This is a genomic window from Prevotella corporis DSM 18810 = JCM 8529 (genome assembly GCF_000430525.1).
Lineage (GTDB): Bacteria > Bacteroidota > Bacteroidia > Bacteroidales > Bacteroidaceae > Prevotella > Prevotella corporis.
The window spans coordinates 128,098-146,056 of the sequence record NZ_AUME01000002.1 but is presented as its reverse complement, the minus strand read 5'-3'; the positions used below and the strand labels follow the sequence as shown (position 1 = coordinate 146,056).

General features: G+C 44.6%; 15 protein-coding genes. 13 read left to right on the top strand and 2 right to left on the bottom strand.

The window, feature by feature from the left end:
- Positions 1-66 precede the first annotated feature (66 nt).
- The 5 genes from leuS to porZ all read left to right on the top strand — a co-directional run bounded on the left by leuS (position 67) and on the right by porZ (position 7,747).
- Entirely contained in the window at positions 67-2,916 is a 2,850-nt protein-coding gene (leuS, locus tag H515_RS0101525; RefSeq protein ID WP_028901482.1) for a leucine--tRNA ligase, read from the top strand.
- A gap of 75 nt (positions 2,917-2,991) precedes the next feature.
- Positions 2,992-3,966, top strand: coding sequence for a YitT family protein (locus tag H515_RS0101520; protein WP_025875956.1), 975 nt, complete (start codon positions 2,992-2,994; stop codon positions 3,964-3,966).
- A gap of 15 nt (positions 3,967-3,981) precedes the next feature.
- Entirely contained in the window at positions 3,982-4,575 is a 594-nt protein-coding gene (locus tag H515_RS0101515; protein WP_025875958.1) for a non-canonical purine NTP diphosphatase, read from the top strand.
- Positions 4,576-4,831: 256 nt separating this feature from the next.
- Entirely contained in the window at positions 4,832-5,716 is an 885-nt protein-coding gene (locus H515_RS0101510; protein WP_028901481.1) for a glycosyltransferase family 2 protein, read from the top strand.
- Positions 5,717-5,719: 3 nt separating this feature from the next.
- Positions 5,720-7,747 carry a type IX secretion system anionic LPS delivery protein PorZ gene (gene porZ / locus H515_RS0101505; protein ID WP_036890690.1) on the top strand — a complete coding sequence of 676 codons (2,028 nt, stop codon included), beginning with the start codon at positions 5,720-5,722 and terminating at the stop codon, positions 7,745-7,747.
- Positions 7,748-7,994: 247 nt separating this feature from the next.
- Here porZ and H515_RS0101500 read toward each other — a convergent pair whose 3' ends face one another.
- Together H515_RS0101500 and H515_RS0101495 are read right to left on the bottom strand one after the other, a co-directional pair.
- Positions 7,995-9,353, bottom strand: coding sequence for a hypothetical protein (locus H515_RS0101500; RefSeq protein ID WP_154653610.1), 1,359 nt, complete (start codon positions 9,351-9,353; stop codon positions 7,995-7,997).
- Positions 9,354-9,462: 109 nt separating this feature from the next.
- Positions 9,463-10,413, bottom strand: a complete 951-nt coding sequence (locus H515_RS0101495; protein WP_025875964.1) for a glycosyltransferase family 2 protein — start codon at positions 10,411-10,413, stop codon at positions 9,463-9,465.
- 85 nt (positions 10,414-10,498) lie between these two features.
- Here H515_RS0101495 and H515_RS12785 point away from each other — a divergent pair, with 85 nt between their 5' ends.
- From H515_RS12785 to rsxE, 8 genes are all read left to right on the top strand, one after another.
- The gene (locus H515_RS12785; protein WP_306302510.1) at positions 10,499-11,263 is read left to right on the top strand and encodes an acyltransferase family protein; all 765 of its coding nucleotides are present in this window, start codon (positions 10,499-10,501) and stop codon (positions 11,261-11,263) included.
- A 1,136-nt stretch (positions 11,264-12,399) separates the two neighbouring features.
- Positions 12,400-12,717, top strand: coding sequence for a heavy metal-binding domain-containing protein (locus H515_RS0101485; RefSeq protein WP_025874700.1), 318 nt, complete (start codon positions 12,400-12,402; stop codon positions 12,715-12,717).
- A gap of 321 nt (positions 12,718-13,038) precedes the next feature.
- Complete coding sequence (locus H515_RS0101480) at positions 13,039-13,473, top strand: SoxR reducing system RseC family protein (protein WP_025874701.1); 435 nt, start codon at positions 13,039-13,041, stop codon at positions 13,471-13,473.
- A 35-nt stretch (positions 13,474-13,508) separates the two neighbouring features.
- A complete protein-coding gene (locus tag H515_RS0101475; RefSeq protein ID WP_028901480.1) occupies positions 13,509-14,417 on the top strand; it encodes a Fe-S cluster domain-containing protein in 909 nt (302 codons plus the stop codon).
- Positions 14,414-15,775: an electron transport complex subunit RsxC gene (gene rsxC / locus H515_RS0101470; RefSeq protein WP_028901479.1), complete on the top strand. Its 1,362-nt coding sequence runs from the start codon at positions 14,414-14,416 to the stop codon at positions 15,773-15,775. Before H515_RS0101475 ends, rsxC begins: the two co-directional genes overlap by 4 nt.
- 8 nt (positions 15,776-15,783) lie before the next feature.
- Positions 15,784-16,779 carry an RnfABCDGE type electron transport complex subunit D gene (locus H515_RS0101465; protein WP_025874702.1) on the top strand — a complete coding sequence of 332 codons (996 nt, stop codon included), beginning with the start codon at positions 15,784-15,786 and terminating at the stop codon, positions 16,777-16,779.
- On the top strand, positions 16,776-17,354 hold the full coding sequence (locus tag H515_RS0101460; protein ID WP_028901478.1) for an RnfABCDGE type electron transport complex subunit G: 579 nt from the start codon (positions 16,776-16,778) through the stop codon (positions 17,352-17,354). The genes H515_RS0101465 and H515_RS0101460 overlap by 4 nt, the downstream gene beginning before the upstream one ends.
- Before the next feature lie 15 nt (positions 17,355-17,369).
- Complete coding sequence (gene rsxE, locus H515_RS0101455) at positions 17,370-17,954, top strand: electron transport complex subunit RsxE (protein ID WP_028901477.1); 585 nt, start codon at positions 17,370-17,372, stop codon at positions 17,952-17,954.
- Positions 17,955-17,959 lie beyond the last annotated feature (5 nt).

The following is a 17,959-nucleotide window of genomic DNA, read 5'->3' as shown; positions in this document are numbered from 1 at the left end:
TCCGATAATTCAAATATCAGTACAGTATTGCAGTACAATACAGATTAAAATTCAATAGTATAAAGAATGGAATACAACTTCACTGAAATTGAGAAGAAATGGCAAAGGAAATGGGTCGAGAAGCAAACCTATAAGGTACAGGAGGACAAGAACAGAGAGAAGTTCTATGTGCTCAACATGTTCCCTTATCCATCAGGGGCAGGTTTGCACGTAGGACATCCGCTCGGATACATCGCCAGCGATATCTATGCACGCTATAAACGGCTCAAAGGATTTAACGTCCTGAATCCGATGGGTTACGATGCATACGGACTTCCAGCCGAACAGTATGCCATTCAGACAGGTCAGCATCCTGCCATCACTACCGAAAAAAACATCACCCGCTATCGTGAGCAGTTAGACAAGATTGGTTTCAGCTTCGACTGGGATAGGGAAGTGCGCACCTGCGATCCTAAATACTACCATTGGACGCAATGGGCATTCCAACAAATGTTCAACTCTTGCTACGACAACCGTCAGCAGAAGGCTGTTCCCATCAAACAGCTAATCAGACATTTCGAAGAAGAGGGAACGCTGAACCTAGACGTGGCACAGGGCGAAGAGAAGATGTTTTCGGCCCGCGACTGGATGAGCATGGACGAAAAGGAACAGCAGGAGATATTGATGAACTACAGAATAGCTTATCTCGGCGAAACGATGGTGAACTGGTGTCCAGGACTCGGCACGGTATTGGCCAACGACGAAGTGGTCGATGGTGTCAGTGAGCGTGGCGGTTTCCCTGTGATTCAGAAGAAAATGAAGCAGTGGTGCTTGCGAGTATCGGCCTATGCACAGCGCATGCTTGACGGACTCGACAAAGTTCAGTGGTCGGACTCCATAAAAGAGACACAGCGCAATTGGATCGGACGTTCGGAAGGAACGGAGATTGAGTTCAAGAGCGTAACTCCAGTCGATGGGAAAGAAGTGGAAAATGCTTTCACAATCTTTACCACAAGAGCTGACACGATGTTTGGAGTAACGTTCATGGTACTGGCACCGGAAAGCGAATTGGTGGAGAAACTCACAACTGCCGAACAACGGAAAGAAGTGGAAGAATATCTCACTTATGTGAAGAAGCGCACCGAACTCGACCGTATGAGCGACCGAAAGGTTACAGGAGTATTCACCGGTTCTTACGGCATCAATCCTCTTACAGGCGAGAAATTGCCAATTTGGATTTCAGAATATGTGCTATCTGGTTATGGAACGGGAGCCATCATGGCGGTTCCAGCTCACGACAGCCGCGATTATGCCTTTGCAAAGCATTTCAATCTTCCCATCATTCCATTGATAGAAGGTGCCGATGTGTCGGAAGAGAGCTTCGATGCAAAGGAGGGAACGGTGATAAACAGTCCTGTAAAGGAAACCGAAGGATGCTTCTCGCTCAATGGATTGAGTGTCAAAGAAGCCATCGCCGCTACCAAAAAATATGTTACGGACAAAGGTATCGGACACGTAAAGGTGAACTACCGCTTGCGCGATGCCATCTTCTCGCGTCAGCGTTACTGGGGCGAGCCATTCCCAGTCTATTATAAAGACGGTATGCCTTATATGATTCCGACGGATTGTCTGCCATTGGAATTGCCTGAAATAGACAAGTTTGAGCCGACCGAAAGCGGTGAACCACCATTGGGTCGGGCAAAGATATGGGCTTGGGACGAGGCAAACAAAAAGCTTGTTGATAAATCGCTGATCGACAACAAGACCATTTTCCCCGTTGAATTGAACACCATGCCGGGGTTCGCAGGTAGCTCAGCGTATTACCTTCGCTACATGGATCCGCACAATGACGAAGCACTCGTGGGCAAGGAAGCCGACGAATACTGGCAGAATGTTGACCTCTATGTGGGTGGAACGGAACATGCCACCGGGCATTTGATCTACAGTCGCTTCTGGAACAAGTTCCTACACGACTACGGTTACAGCTGTAAGGAAGAGCCATACGAGAAACTTGTCAACCAAGGCATGATACAAGGGCGCTCCAATTTCGTATATCGCATCAACTCAGACGACCACTCTAAGGCTCCCGTATTTGTGAGTCTCGGACTCAAAGACCAATATGAGACCACACCAATCCACGTGGATGTAAACATCGTTCATGGGGATATGCTTGACGTCGAGGCATTCAAGGCATGGCGACCAGAGTACAACAATGCCGAGTTCATCCTCGAAAACGACAAGTATGTTTGCGGTTGGGCAGTGGAAAAGATGTCGAAATCCATGTTCAACGTCGTCAATCCCGATGTCATCATTGAGCAATACGGCGCCGATACTCTCCGTTTGTACGAAATGTTCTTAGGTCCTGTCGAAGCAAGCAAACCTTGGGACACCAATGGAATCGACGGTTGTCATCGCTTCCTGAAGAAATTCTGGAAGATCTATCAGCAAGAACTCACCGAAGACGAACCTTCTAAGGAGTCGTTGAAGAGCGTTCATAAGCTCATCAAGAAGGTTTCGGGCGACATTGAACAGTTCTCGTACAACACTGCCATATCAGCATTCATGATTTGCGTGAACGAACTCGGACAGCAGAAGTGCAACAACCGTTCCTTGCTCAAGGATATGCTCATCCTCATCGCACCCTTCGCACCGCATATTGCCGAGGAACTCTGGGAGACACTGGGCCAAAAAGAGAGCATTTGCGACGCTAAGTGGCCACAATGGAACGAAGCTTACCTGATCGAAAGTGAGGTTCAGCTCACCATTTCCTTCAACGGCAAGGCGCGTTTCCAGATGACTTTCCCAGCCGATGCTGGCAAAGAGGAGATTGAGAGGATAGCCGTCGCCGACGAACGGAGCCAGAAATACATCGATGGCAAGACTATTATCAAAGTCATTGTCGTACCAAAGAAGATCGTTAATATAGTCTGCAAGTAATCACAATAGGACAAAAACTCCCAGTTTCCTCAACTAAGCATGAGGAAACTGGCCTTAAAACATCATAATAGAAATATGACAATTAATCAACAACTCATCAGAAATGAAATCAAGGATTATGTTTTCATAACTCTTGGTTTACTTTTGTACGCTTCGGCCTTCACTGTTTTTCTCATGCCTTATGAGATTGTGACAGGCGGTCTCACTGGTTTCTCAGCCATTATCTTCTATGCCACGAGCTTTAAGATTGAGAACACATACATGATAGTCAACATTATATTGCTGTCTGCCGCACTGAAGATTCTCGGATTAAAGTTCATGATGAAGACCATCTATGCCATTTTTGCCTTGTATTTCATGTTGAAGTTTGCTCAGGAGCTGATGCCAGTCGATGCGAACGGCGACTTTATAAAGGTACTGGGCAAAGATCAGGCATTCATGTCGCTCATCGTTGGTTGCTGTATAACAGGTGTTGGCATGGCAACAGTGTTCCTCAACAACGGCAGCATGGGCGGTACGGACATCATTGCAGCCTGCGTCAACAAGTACCGTGACATCTCTTTAGGTCAGGTACTTATGGCTGTGGATATCTGTATCATAGGCACTTGTATGCTGTTTCCACAGTTTGGTGGCTATGTGGAGCGTTTCCACAAGGTGGTCTTTGGTCTGTGCACCATGTTCATTGAGTGTTTCATGCTCGACCATGTCATGAATCTGCGACGCCAGTCGGTTCAATTCCTTATCTTCTCAAAGAAATACGAGGAAATATCCGATGCCATCATGAAGGAAAGAGACAGGGGTATCACGATTTTAGACGGCCACGGATGGTACACAGGAAAAGAAGTGAAAGTGATTTGCTTGATGGCTAAACGCAACGAGAGTCAGTCAATATTCCGCATTGTCAAGATAATCGACCCACTGGCGTTCGTCTCCCAAACTTCGGTCATTGGTGTTTACGGTGAGGGATTCGATAAAATCAAGGTGAAAACGAAAGATGCCGACAAGGCGTTAACGCAGGTTTATGCCGACGATAGCGAGGTGAATGTATAACGAAATCAAAGCTATATGAAGATCGTTTTTGCAACCAACAACAATCATAAGCTCAAGGAGATAAAAGAAATATTAGGCAGCGACTTCGAAATAGTTTCATTGAGGGACATCGGTTGTGACGTTGACATCCCTGAAACAGCCGACACGTTGGAGGAAAATGCCAGCATCAAGTCGAGATACATCTATGAGCACTACGGATTGGATTGCTTTGCCGACGACACGGGGTTGGAAGTAGATGTGCTCGGAGGAGAGCCGGGGGTTCACTCGGCCCGCTACGATGATCACACCGACCACGATAGTGAGGCAAACATGGCAAAACTCTTGCGGAAATTGGGCGACAATCCCAATCGGAAAGCTCATTTTCGGACCGTCGTTTCGTTGCTCATCGGAGGTGAGGAGCACCAGTTCGAGGGTAGGGTAGAAGGTCGAATTGCAAAGGAAAAATCGGGTAGCGAGGGCTTTGGCTACGATCCCATCTTCATCCCAGAAGGCTACGACAAGAGCTTTGCCGAGCTGGGAGAGGATGTCAAGAACCAAATCTCACACAGGGCAAGGGCGGTAAGGAAGCTGGCCGAGTATTTAAAAGCCTCGAAAAACTGCATGAAATAAGGAGTTGAGCTACGTGGAAGGCAAGTCATAGGCCAGCGAAAAAATTTTACAAAACAAATATCGCTTATTGATTTGTAATCATTTGGTAATCAATGGGTTAATTTTCACCCTCCAAAAGCTGACCTTTGATGCTCCCAGAGGTGACCTTTCACCATCCAAAAGATGAGCTTTTGCGAGACAAAGGCTCAACTTTTGGAACACGATAGTAAATTTATTTTACACAAACCGCTCATCGCTCATAAAATCATACGACAATATGCAGAAGTCAATATCCATACTTTTACCCACTTACAACTGCACTTGCGTGGCACTTGTCAGAGCGTTGCAGGCGCAATGTGTGGCTGCTGGGATTGACTTCGAGATTCTTGTAGCCGATGATGCCTCGACCGACAAAAGCTGCATTGTCACCAACCGTGCGATAGAAGCTTTGGAGGGCGTCCGCTATATCGTCAGAAACGTTAACGTTGGACGTTCTGCCATCCGCAACTTCCTGGTCAACGAAGCATCGAAAGAATGGCTCCTGTTCATCGATGGAGACCTTTCGCTGGACAATCCGCAATTCATCCGCAACTATCTGGCGACCGACGGCGATGTCATTGTGGGCGGATTGAAAATCGGAGGAGATGAAAATGTATGGAAAAGCAACCTCCGCTACCGCTACGAACGAGCAAGCGAGGAGCAAATCAATGCCATCAACCGCGCCAAACGACCCTATCAGCATTTGAGTACCAACTTCATGGTTCACAAAACGCTGACAGGAGAACATCCCTATAACACGAATTTCAAGAGATATGGCTATGAGGATGTGCTATTAGGCAAAGATTTCCAACGGAAGAAACTGAAGGTTCGCCACATCGACAATGCGGTATTGTTTGATTCTTTTGAGCCAAACGACGTCTTTATCGCCAAAACTGAAGAGTCCTTGCGCACACTTTATCATTTCAAAAGCGAGCTGAACGGCTATTCAAAACTACTTGCTATGGCTGAGAAAATTAACAGACTCCATTGTGCGGGGGCAGTTTCCTTCCTTTACAAACTCACCAACAAGCCCATCAAACGGCAGCTCCAAAGCAATAATCCAAGCGTTTTTCTGTTTAATATCTATAAACTCATGTACTATTGTACACTACCAATCAAGTAAATCATGATAAAAAGACTCTATCTTTTGGCATTCGCCTGCGTGTTGGCTTTTCTTCAACAACAAGTTCAGGCAGGTGGGGTAGGCACTTGGAAGGCTTATTTGGCCTATCACGATATAACATGGGCCGAGAAAGGGGGCAACCGAATCTATATCCTCGCATCCAACGATCTCTATTCCTACAACGAGAACGACAACAGCATTCAGACATTCGACAAGATAAACGGACTGAGCGACAATAATATCGGCTTCATCGGTTGGAACAAAGTGGCGAAACGGCTCGTGATAGCCTATTCCAACTACAACATCGACTTGATGGACGAGAAGGGGAATATTACGAATATAGCAGATTATTACAACAAGTCGATGACCGAGAACAAAGCCATCAACGACCTCTATATGAACGGTAATTTCTGTTACATCTCCACCGGTTTCGGGATTCTCAAACTCAATGTAGCCAATGCCGAAGTAAGCGACACATATAACCTTGGCTTCAATGTCAACTACACCTATATTGAGGGAGACAACATCTATGCAGCCAGCAGCCAAAGCGGACTTTACAAAGGCTCACAGGCCAGCAATCTGCTCGACAAGAAGAACTGGACGAGGGTGGGGGATTACGTCCAGCAGACCAAAGCTGCTGATCCAGACCTGATGGCAAAGGCAAGGACACTCAATCCCGGAGGTCCGAAATACAATCGCTTCTTCTTCATGCAGTTCAAGAACAACCGACTCTATTCGTCAGGGGGCGCCTTCGAATCGGGTAGGGTGGCAATGGAACAGCCCGGAACCATCCAAGTGCTCAACAACGATGAATGGACGATTTTCCAAGACGACCTTTCAAACATCACTGGCTACAGATATACCGACATGAACTGCCTGGCCATCGACCCAAAGAACCCTGACCACGTGTTCGCTAGTGGTAAAACAGGACTTTATGAGTTTCTCAACGGACGTATGAAGGCCTACTATAATAAAGACAACAGCCCGCTCCAACCCGCTGTTGATGACGGAAAAGAACTCGACAACAACTATGTGCTGGTTCATGGCTTGGCCTTCGACAACAAAGGCAGTCTGTGGATACTCAATAGTCAGACCAAATCGCAGTCGATTCTCGAACTTAAACCAGATGGAACAATGACGACCCATCACCAAAACACCTTGACACAGGATGGCGTGGGTCTGTCGGTAATGAGCCATGCCATGTTCGACAGCAAGGGACTGCTATGGTTTTGCAACAAACACTTTCTGTTTCCTGGACTGTTCTGCTATGAAACAGCTACGGGAGAGCTCAACTCCTACACAAAATTCATCAACCAAGATGGCAGCACTGTGGCAGTAACAGTGGTGACTTGCCTAACCGAGGACTTGAACAAAGATATATGGGTGGGCACGAATGTCGGCCCATTAGTGCTCAAGCGGTCGCAAATGAACAATCCTGACGAGACGGTTTTCGAACAGGTAAAAGTGCCTCGCAACGACGGAACCAACCTTGCAGACTACCTTCTTTCAGGAGTCAATATCACTTGCATGGCGATTGACAGTGGCGGACGTAAGTGGTTCGGAACGGCGAACAACGGAGTCTATCTCATTAGCGCCGACAACATGACGCAGGTACACCACTTTCTCAGCTCGAACAGCAAGCTCCTGTCCGACAACATTGAGAGTATAGCCATCAACGATAAGACAGGAGAGGTGTTTTTCGGAACAGACAAAGGCCTTTGCTCCTACATGAGCGATGCGACGCAGACCGTTGAGAAGATGGACACGGAGGTCACCTACGCTTATCCCAACCCCGTCCGTCCTGGTTACACAGGCCCTATCACAATCGTAGGACTCACTTATAATACCGACGTTAAGATAGTGACCACCAACGGCGTACTCGTGGCAGAAGGAACAAGCAACGGAGGCACGTTCGTATGGAACGGAAACGATAGGAATGGAAAGCGTGTGGCATCGGGAGTTTACATGGTGCAGACGGCCGATCAAAACGGCGACAACGGAACAGTATGCAAAATAGCCATCGTCAACTGACCAATAGAATCACCATCATTCAGCAAACGGCTGTTGTTTCTTGTTGAGACGGCAGCCGTTTGGTTTTGTTTCGTTTGTCTTAACCCAAACCGAGCGATAAAGCCTGAACAGATTTTATTTGGTTGTTGAGCAGATTGTTTGACGTTGGCTCAAAGGCATAGCGAGCTACGGCGAGAACGAACAACAGACAAGATGCTAACAAGCAGATGAAAAATGACCGAAGCTAATCATCTCAATACTGCATAGTTCAATTGTGATTTGACAACCGCTTTGGATTTAATCTAAGAAGCAGCAAGTTATTTGCTTTGTCTCTGCGATACGGAAGATAACGTTTTTCGAGAATATCCCTTACCTTACTTGTTTCAAAATCTTGCACAAGAATCCATTCTGCGTTGCCTTTTGTATAAGTTTCTCTTACTTTCTGCAATAGCGAAGCACCATTCTTTATTGCCCAATCTTGACAAACGAAGAAACGATAATACGGCTTAATACCCAGCGAAAGATAGATGTCCGGTTCGCAATTATAAGCCACAAAAGAAGCACCGACCTTATTTTCAAGTCCCTTCATTATCTGTCTGTAGGTAGGAACCTCATGAGTATAAGAGCGAAAGACTCTCACATGGTTGACAAAACCAAGCAAAATGAATCCAAAGAGAACAACCCCGACAAGTCTGAACTTAGGCTTTACTTCTGTTATTTGTCGCATTTCCAAAGCTGCAACCACAACAAAAGGCGAAAAAATAATACCATAATTAGCATTTGCATACGACTTGTAGAGCCACAATAGCACTGCAATTGCCACGAGTGCCCAAAGCATATTCAACTTCCTTCGTCGGGGATTGAACAACAAATTCAAAATATTGACGAACAGAAGTACAATGACTGGCGAAAAATAGAGTAGGGAATAAACAAGGTTTGAACTGCTCTGAACCACCTTTTCGGGATTAGACACCAAAGCATATTCCACATTATACTCCAACATAGCATACCACATTTCGGCAAAAGCTCCATGCAGACCAAAATATAAGGCAAAAGGAACGAACAAAAGAGCAAAGCCTACCACAAAACCAATGGTGTTTTCAAGCAGATTATGCCAAAGATGATGCCGAACAAGATAAACAAAAACAATCAGAATCATCAAGCAGAGTGCTGCAGCATTGGTAAGTCGGGAAAGCAGACTGGCAGCAAAGAATATCCCATAGATAAGCGCATATTGCCAAGGATGGAATATCTGTCGCCTCGTCTGCAACCGATGGGTCCATTGATAAAAAACAACCATCGACCCAATGGCTGGCAACAAGCTGTAATCGCTCACCTGATTGCCACCACTGCACACCGTAATATAAGCAAAGAGAACGAATACGGTGGCGACAAGCGAGAAAACAGACGATAAATGCTTGACAGCGAATAGATAAATAACTATCAGGCAGAGCGAAAGGTTGACCACTTCAATCCAAAAAATGGCCGTTCTACCACCCATTAAGTAGCCCAACATATTAAAAAAGAATATAATAGGACCTTTGCTGTCCCAAGTTTCTATATAAGGTAGATGTCCTTCTGCCCAGTCGCGCCCAATAATCTCAAAGATTCCCTGATCGAAATTCATTACCATATCGTAGAGAAACGATGTGGTAAAGGCGAAAACCATCTGTGACAAGAAAGCAAGAAGACTTAGAAAGCCAAAAATAAGTATATTTCGTTTTATTGAAGCCATATTAATCTATCACTTTTTCGATGTTGAAACGTGGCCGGTCTTTCACTTCGATGTAAATTTTCCCAACGTATTCGCCAATAATTCCCAGTCCCATCAATATGCAACCTCCAACAAACCATACAGAAAGTATCAATGAAGTCCAACCCGGAACAACATTGCCAGTCCAATAAGCAATGATTGCATAAAGAAGAATGATAAAAGCAACGGTGATGAATAGTATGCCCATTGTCATGACAAGGCGAACAGGTTTGACACTAAACGATGTGATGCCATCAATGGCAAAGTTCATCATCTTTCTGAAAGGATACTTCGTTGTGCCAGCAACACGCCTCTGACGATTGTAATAAACACTTGTCGAAGCATAGCCTATAAGGGGAACCATGCCACGAAGAAAAAGGTTTCGCTCACGGAACGTACACAGGTGTTCAACAGCCCGACGACTCAAAAGTCTGAAATCAGCGTGATTGTAAATCGTTCTTACACCCAACGCACCCATTAGCTTGTAGAAGGCCAATGCACTGGTGCGTTTAAACCAACTATCCACCTTGCGAGAACTCCTCACACCAAAGACAATGTCGAAACCTTCGCTATACTTCTTCACCATCTCTGGAATCACCTCGATGTCGTCTTGCAAGTCGCAATCTATCGAAACAATCATATCGGCCATACTCTTTGCATGCTCCAATCCAGCCATCAATGCGTTTTGATGGCCCACATTGCAAGCAAGTTTCAACCCTTTCACATGCGAGTCCTTTGAATGTGCTTCCTCAATTATCTTCCAAGTGCTGTCTGATGACCCATCATCGACAAACAACAGTATATAATCGTCGATTAGAATGTCTTGCAGACGCTCATCCATGAGTTTCTCAAGTCGTGATATTGTCTCAGGCAAAACTGCTTCCTCATTGAAGCAAGGCAGTACAACGGCTAGCTTTCCCGTAGATATGTTCATGATTATGAAATGTTTCTACAAAGATAACAAATTATCGTAAATAGAGAATAGGAATCATCTAATTTATTTATATCTTTGCAACACTATGCTTGAAAGGAAAACATGGATTGACCTTCTTCGTGGAATCTGTATGCTGGCAATACTGCTCGACCACACAGAACTATATTATACGGGAGGAAACATCATTGACTACAATTTCTATGTTGTCAATGCACTTGTAGTTTTCTTTTTCCTTTCGGGCTATCTTTTCTTCAAGAATGAAGCTTTTTCGCTGCAACGGAAACTCAAGTCGGTAGGACAGAGCATCATTATGCCCTATTTTATCTTCACTACGGTCATTGCAGTTCCAAAAGCATTGGTTCATGGCCACAATATCAGTGACACGTTGATGACCATTGTTACAGGCGAAGCATCGTGGTTTGTTGCTGCTCTTGCCGTTTCAGAAATTGTGTTTGCCATTCTACTGTGGATAACCAAATCTAAAACATGGATTTTATCCACTGTCGCAATAACGAGTCTTATCATCTGCACACTTTTACCCAGTTATACCGACACTTATTGGCAACTTGAAAATGCTTGCTTTGCACTCCCAATCCTCTATTCAGGTTACTTGTACCATCAGTACGAAAAAGTTTTCAACCGTTTCAACACACCATCATCTATTTCATTCTTATTCATTCTATTAGTAATAATAAAAGTATATGAATATAAGCATGGCATAAATCTACTCATCGAACCCATTGCGGTCAACAACTGGGCGACTTTCATCATCGATTCCATCATCGCTACTTTGTTTTTGGTGAGTCTTGCCAAACAACTTCCCACCAATCGTCCAATAGAGTGGATTTGAGCGCACAGCATCGTTTATTACTTTATGAGTGGGGGAATACCACTTTTAGTGGCAAAAGCCCTTCAGAAAGCAAATTTACCCTATCAAGGCCAATATCACAGAGTAGTCATCGCCTTTCTTTTGGTATGCTTTTTCGCCTCGATTGTCACATGGTTGATTTATCGTTATATTCCTTTCATCACTGGTAGAAAACCAACTGCACGGAAAATTAATTAGAAAAATCTTTACAAACACCTCCAAATAACTGACCTATTCTGAACCAACCCTTAATTTGATTCGAAATACGCAAATTTTTAGTTTATCCATAACCTATTGTTTTCCAAAGTTTTATAAAAATAATATTCGAAAAAAATAAAATAAAACCCCATTATTACTCATCATAGCTTAAGCTTTCTAATTGCAAAAGGTGACCTATGGCAAGACGAAAGGTCAACAATCATCGTGCGAAAGGTCAGCTATTAAAAAATTATCCTCAACTTTCAATAAAAAAAACGTAAAAAACAGACGTAAAAACGTTGAATGTTGAAGTTGGAAAACATAGAACAAGGAGTGCCAGAATGTTAAATTTAGGGAATAATATTTTACAAATCAGCGTGCAAAGGTTAGCAACAGAAATGCAATGGCTAATCCATAACAATGAAATCAACGAACAAATGGCATTGAACCAAAACGGTTCATTAGACCGCATTTACTCTATTGATTATTGATTTTAATGCTTCCTATAATCTTTCATTTGCTTGTTGGCAGCTTGTCTGTCGTTCGTTCTCGACGTAGCCCGCTACGCCTTCGAGCCAACGGCAAACAATCTGCTCAACAATCAAATAAAATCTTTTTCACTATAATGAACGATTTGGCTTGAAAACTATGAAATGATGAGGAAAACATTCAATACTCATATAATTTAATTTATATTATAATATAAAATAAGTTATTTTATAAAACATGTAAGATAATTCACTGATAAAAATATTTTTATATATTATGAATCATTAGATTGATTTACCCAAGAAAATGAATAACAAAAAGTTTGAATATCGCTAAGATGAATACAATTTATAAATCATTTATTCGTTAGTAGTAAATCGTTTAGCAACAGAAAAATCAACAGATTCAATAACAATTAAATTACCAAAATTATGATTATTTCAACAACACCCACCATCGAAGGGCACAAAATCATTGAGTATAAGGGCATTGTAACAGGCGAAACCATTATCGGTGCCAACTTCATCAAAGACTTCCTGGCAGGAATCCGTGATATAGTGGGCGGACGAAGCCAATCGTATGAGAAGGTTTTGAGAGAGGCAAAAGACACGTCAATCCGAGAGATGATGGAACGGGCACAGGCTCTTGGCGCCAACGCTATTGTGGGAATCGACATTGATTATGAGACAATTGGGAGTGGAAACTCCATGCTCATGGTCTCTTGTTCAGGTACGGCAGTCGTCATCTGAAACATTTCACTTTTTTGTCGCAGTTGTATTGGATTCAATTCAGGGAATACAACAAACGGAACGTTGATTTTCGTGATCTAACAGCTTCACTTTGGGAGAATATTCCATCCAACAAGGCAATCTCGTTGCTTGTTACGGCAACGAGACTTCTATTTATATATAATGTATAGGCTCATTTTCGGAGAATGAGAGTTAATTAACGCTTAGATAATGTGACTTAATTAAAAAAAAGTCGGATAAATATTTGGTATATAAAAATATAGTGCTAAATTTGCAATTGTAAACTCTACATTGCAAAATGGGGGTTTAATGCAAAAACAAATGGACAGCAAGATAAAACATTTTGGAGTCATTCAGTCGATTGAATCCAACCATGTCAAGGTTCGAATCGCACAAACATCAGCATGTGAGACTTGCAGTGCGTCTGCACATTGTAGCGCATCAGAAAGCAAAGAGAAGATAATCGACGTTTACAACGTACCTAAACAACAACAATTCAAGGTCGGCGACGGAGTAATACTCGTAGAATCGCAAGCCACGGGTATGAAAGCTGTATTCCTTGGCTTTGGAATACCTTTCTTAATCCTCACCGCCACACTGTTCATTAGCATGAAACTCACTGCCAATGAGCCTTTTGCGGCTCTATTAAGCCTTGCCTCACTGATACCGTATTACGCCATATTGTACATCATGAGAGGCAAATTACGCAGAAAACTCACATTCCATATTGAGCAGGCGGTGGCTGGAGATGCATAGATTAATAATCTGCTTCTAATAATACAAAGACATATATGAACTTTATTTTAATTGCAGTAATCGTACTTGGGGCAATAGCGCTCGTTTCAGCAGTGGTATTGTACATCACATCCAAGAGATTTGCTGTGTACGAAGATCCAAGATTGGAAACCGTTACCGAAGCCTTGCCTGGTGCAAACTGCGGTGGCTGCGGATTTCCAGGCTGTGGTGGTATGGCCGACGCACTGGTGAAAGGTGCTGATGCCGGGTCAATCGAAGGCCTCTTCTGTCCAGTTGGTGGACAGAAGGTAATGGAAAACGTGGCCGACCTCTTAGGTATGACGGTGGAAAAGACTGACCCAATGGTGGCTGTTGTCCGCTGTAACGGAACCTGTGAGAACCGTCCTCGCATTGCCGAATACAACGGCTTGCGCACGTGTGCTGCCATACATGCCACGGGAGCTGGCGAAACGGCCTGCGGTTTTGGATGTCTTGGATGTGGCGACTGTGTTTCCGCATGCCAATTTGAAGCCATTCACATGAATCCGGAGACAGGTCTGCCCGAAGTCGATGACGAGAAGTGTACGGCTTGTGGAGCTTGCGTCAAGGCTTGCCCACGTAGCATCATTGAATTGCGCAAGAAAGGCCCGAAAAACCGCCGCATCTACGTGCAATGTGTCAACAAAGACAAAGGCCCTGCTGCCATGAAGGCATGCAAGGTGTCGTGCATCGCTTGCGGTAAGTGTTTCAAGGCATGCAAATTTGATGCCATTACCATAGAAAACAATCTTTCTTACATTGACTATAACAAGTGCAAAATGTGCCGTAAGTGCGTCAATGAATGTCCGACACATGCCATTACAGCACTCAATTTCCCTGTAAAGAAGACCGTAAAGGTGGAAGAAAAAAATACCATCGACCAGCAACCGGTTGCGGAGAACAAGCAAGAGGAGGTAAAGCAATGAGACTACATACATTCAAAAAGGGTGGAGTGCACCCAGAAGAAAACAAACTGACCAACAATGAGGTTACGAAAGTAGCAGCTTTGCCCAAGCAAGCCATCTATCCTCTTCAGCAACACATTGGCGCTCCCACTAAACCCGTGGTGAAAAAGGGCGATGAAGTGAAGGTGGGTACACTCATAGCAGAGGCGGGAGGTTTCGTTTCGGCACCCATTTTCTCAGCCGTTTCGGGCAAAGTTTTCAAGATTGACACAGCAATTGATGCAACGGGATATCGTGTTCCAGCTATAATTATCAACGTAGAAGGCGACGAATGGGAGGAGAGTATCGACCGTTCTGATGAACTTGTCACACTGGAGCAACGACCAGAACTGACTCCCGAAAACATCATTCAGCATATCAAGGATGCCGGTATCACTGGCATGGGAGGCGCAAGTTTCCCGACTTTCATCAAACTCACTCCGCCTCCAGGCACGAAAGCTGAGTGCGTGATCATCAATGCCGTAGAGTGCGAGCCTTATATCACCTCCGATTTCCGATTGATGATGGAACATGCAGAGGAGATTATCGTAGGACTGGAATTGCTGATGAAGGCCGCTAAGGTGGAAAAAGGGTACATTGGAATCGAGGAAAACAAACCTGAAGCCATTGAACTTCTGACGAAAAAAGCTGCCAAAAACCAAAAAATTGAAGTTGTTCCATTAGCTCAGAAATATCCGCAAGGGGGTGAAAAGCAATTGGTTGATGCCGTAATTGGGCGTCAGGTGCCAGCTCCGCCAGCCATTCCCGTACACGTTGGTGCGATTGTGCAGAACGTTGGTACCGCGTTTGCCGTCTATCAAGCCGTAATGAAGAACAAACCACTGTTCGAACGCTACACGACAATCACCGGAAAGAAACTTTCCCATCCAGGAAACTTCCTCGTCCGCATGGGAACACCGATGAAAGACCTCATAGAAGCTTGTGGAGGAATGCCAGAAGGTGACAACAAGGTACTGGCAGGTGGCCCAATGATGGGCAAAGCCTTAATCACCACCGATGTACCAGTCTGCAAAGGTACGAATAGCGTAACCATTCTCACCGAGAACGATGCGCGACGGAAGAAAGTTCAGCCATGTATCCGCTGTGCTAAGTGCGTAAGCGTCTGTCCTATGGGACTTGAGCCATATCTGATTGCCACCGCAAGCAACATGAAAGATTGGGAACGGTGTGAGCGTGAAGACATACCATCGTGCATTGAGTGCGGTTCGTGCCAATTTACATGCCCGTCTCATCGCCCGCTTCTTGACAATATCCGTAACGGAAAACAAACCGTTATGAAGATAATCCGCAGTAGAAATGCCCAACAAGCTAAAAAATAAAGAGAAAGATGAGTAAATTAATAGTTTCATTATCACCACATGCGCATGGCAATGAGACAGTGGAGAAAAATATGTACGGAGTGATCATCGCACTTGTACCAGCTCTGCTCGTGTCGTTCCTTTATTTCGGTATTGGTTCGGTGATAGTTTGTCTTACCAGTGTTTCCGCCTGTATGTTCTTTGAGTGGGCAATCACCAAATATATGTTGAAGGAAGAACCCACGCTTATGGACGGTTCAGCCATTGTTACGGGACTTTTATTGGGATTTAACTTACCCAGTAATCTACCAATATGGATTACTTTGATTGGTGCTTTGGTAGCCATTGGTATTGGAAAGATGACTTTTGGCGGACTCGGATCTAACCCTTTCAATCCTGCTTTGGTGGGCCGATGCTTCCTGTTAGTTAGCTTTCCAGCACAAATGACCTCATGGCCAGTACTCGGACAGTTGAGCAAATACACCGATGCAGCTACGGGAGCAACTCCCCTTAGCGTAATGAAAAGCGCCATAAAGACGGGCGATGCCACAATGCTTGACAAGCTTCCGAACTCACTCCATCTGCTTTTAGGTAACAATGTCTCTGGCGGTATGGGTACAATCGGTGAAGTCTGCGCATTGGCGCTCATTGGTGGATTGATTTTCATGTTATGGAGAAAGATCATCACATGGCATATTCCAATCTCAATCTTCGCCACTGTATTCGTATTTTCTGGTCTTTTGCACCTTGTAAACCCAATCTATGCCGATCCTCTCACAGTGTTATTCAGTGGAGGACTGATGCTTGGAGCCATATTCATGGCCACAGATTACGTCACTTCGCCAATGACGCCAAAGGGACAACTCATCTACGGCATTGCGATTGGTTTCCTAACAGTTGTACTTCGTAACTGGGGAAGTTATCCAGAGGGCATGTCATTTGCCATTCTCATCATGAACGCATTTACACCGCTCATCAATGCTTACATTAAACCTAAACGATTCGGGGAGGTAGTGAAGAAATGAAAAAATTAGAATCCTCTTTAACAAACATGGTAGTTGTGCTTGTGGCAGTGGCTTTGGTGATGGGAGGCATCCTTGCCTACATCAACGAACTGACAAAGGGCAAAATTGAGGCACAAGCAGAAAAGAATTTAGCCGATGGTATCACAACAGTCATGGGCGGTGGCAAACTCTCCGTGACATCGAATGACACCATCAAACAGATCATTGATGGAAAAGAAGCTGCCTTTGTTGTACACAAGGTTGCCAACAACGGACAACCATTGGGTGCTGCCGTAGAAAGCACGACACAAGGTTTCGGCGGCGACCTGAAAGTGCTCGTCGGTTTCAGTCCTGAAGGAAAGATTCTGGGTTATACCATCTTGGCTTCGACCGAAACACCAGGACTTGGTGCAAAGGCAGATAAGTGGTTTCAGAAAGACGGAAAAGGTTCAGTGATAGGCAAAAGTCCAAGTGAGAAGCCGCTGACGGTGAGCAAAGATGGTGGAGACATCGACGCTATCACTGCCAGCACCATCACCTCGCGTGCGTTTCTCAATGCCATCAACCATGCCTACACAGCCTACGTAAAGAAATAAAGAAGGGAAAAAACTATGAACTATCTGAAAATATTGACAAACGGACTGATAAAGGAGAACCCTACCTTTGTGTTGCTCCTTGGTATGTGTCCCACGCTTGCCACAACGACGAGCGCTCTCAACGGATTATCTATGGGACTTGCCACCATGTTTGTGCTTATCTGCTCAAATCTGGCCATCTCCTGCATTAAGAACGTCACTCCCGACAAGGTGCGCATTCCTGTTTTCGTTGTGGTGATAGCCTCATTCGTCACCGTTCTGCAAATGCTCATCAAAGCCTACGCACCTGCGGTAGATAAATCACTGGGCATTTTCATCCCATTGATTGTGGTAAACTGTATTATTCTCGGACGTGCCGAAGCCTTTGCCTGCAAGAATACACCGTTGGCGAGCATCTTCGATGGATTGGGAATAGGACTTGGTTTCACGTTTGCTCTTACACTGCTTGGCGCTGTCAGGGAATTGCTCGGCGCAGGATCACTCTTCGGTTTCGTCATGTTGCCCGAAACCACCAACATACTTCTCTTTGTGTTGCCTCCAGGCGCATTCATCACGCTGGGCTATCTAATTGCTATTGTAAACAAACTCAAGAAAGGATAAAGCAC

Excerpts from the sequence above, each read along its gene's own strand:
- leuS (WP_028901482.1), top strand. The coding sequence starts at position 67 with ATGGAATACAACTTCACTGAAATTGAGAAGAAATGGCAAAGGAAATGG.
- H515_RS0101520 (WP_025875956.1), top strand. The coding sequence starts at position 2,992 with ATGACAATTAATCAACAACTCATCAGAAATGAAATCAAGGATTATGTT.
- H515_RS0101515 (WP_025875958.1), top strand. The coding sequence starts at position 3,982 with ATGAAGATCGTTTTTGCAACCAACAACAATCATAAGCTCAAGGAGATA.
- H515_RS0101510 (WP_028901481.1), top strand. The coding sequence starts at position 4,832 with ATGCAGAAGTCAATATCCATACTTTTACCCACTTACAACTGCACTTGC.
- porZ (WP_036890690.1), top strand. The coding sequence starts at position 5,720 with ATGATAAAAAGACTCTATCTTTTGGCATTCGCCTGCGTGTTGGCTTTT.
- H515_RS0101500 (WP_154653610.1), bottom strand. The coding sequence starts at position 9,353 with ATGAATTTCGATCAGGGAATCTTTGAGATTATTGGGCGCGACTGGGCA.
- H515_RS0101495 (WP_025875964.1), bottom strand. The coding sequence starts at position 10,413 with ATGAACATATCTACGGGAAAGCTAGCCGTTGTACTGCCTTGCTTCAAT.
- H515_RS12785 (WP_306302510.1), top strand. The coding sequence starts at position 10,499 with ATGCTTGAAAGGAAAACATGGATTGACCTTCTTCGTGGAATCTGTATG.
- H515_RS0101485 (WP_025874700.1), top strand. The coding sequence starts at position 12,400 with ATGATTATTTCAACAACACCCACCATCGAAGGGCACAAAATCATTGAG.
- H515_RS0101480 (WP_025874701.1), top strand. The coding sequence starts at position 13,039 with ATGGACAGCAAGATAAAACATTTTGGAGTCATTCAGTCGATTGAATCC.
- H515_RS0101475 (WP_028901480.1), top strand. The coding sequence starts at position 13,509 with ATGAACTTTATTTTAATTGCAGTAATCGTACTTGGGGCAATAGCGCTC.
- rsxC (WP_028901479.1), top strand. The coding sequence starts at position 14,414 with ATGAGACTACATACATTCAAAAAGGGTGGAGTGCACCCAGAAGAAAAC.
- H515_RS0101465 (WP_025874702.1), top strand. The coding sequence starts at position 15,784 with ATGAGTAAATTAATAGTTTCATTATCACCACATGCGCATGGCAATGAG.
- H515_RS0101460 (WP_028901478.1), top strand. The coding sequence starts at position 16,776 with ATGAAAAAATTAGAATCCTCTTTAACAAACATGGTAGTTGTGCTTGTG.
- rsxE (WP_028901477.1), top strand. The coding sequence starts at position 17,370 with ATGAACTATCTGAAAATATTGACAAACGGACTGATAAAGGAGAACCCT.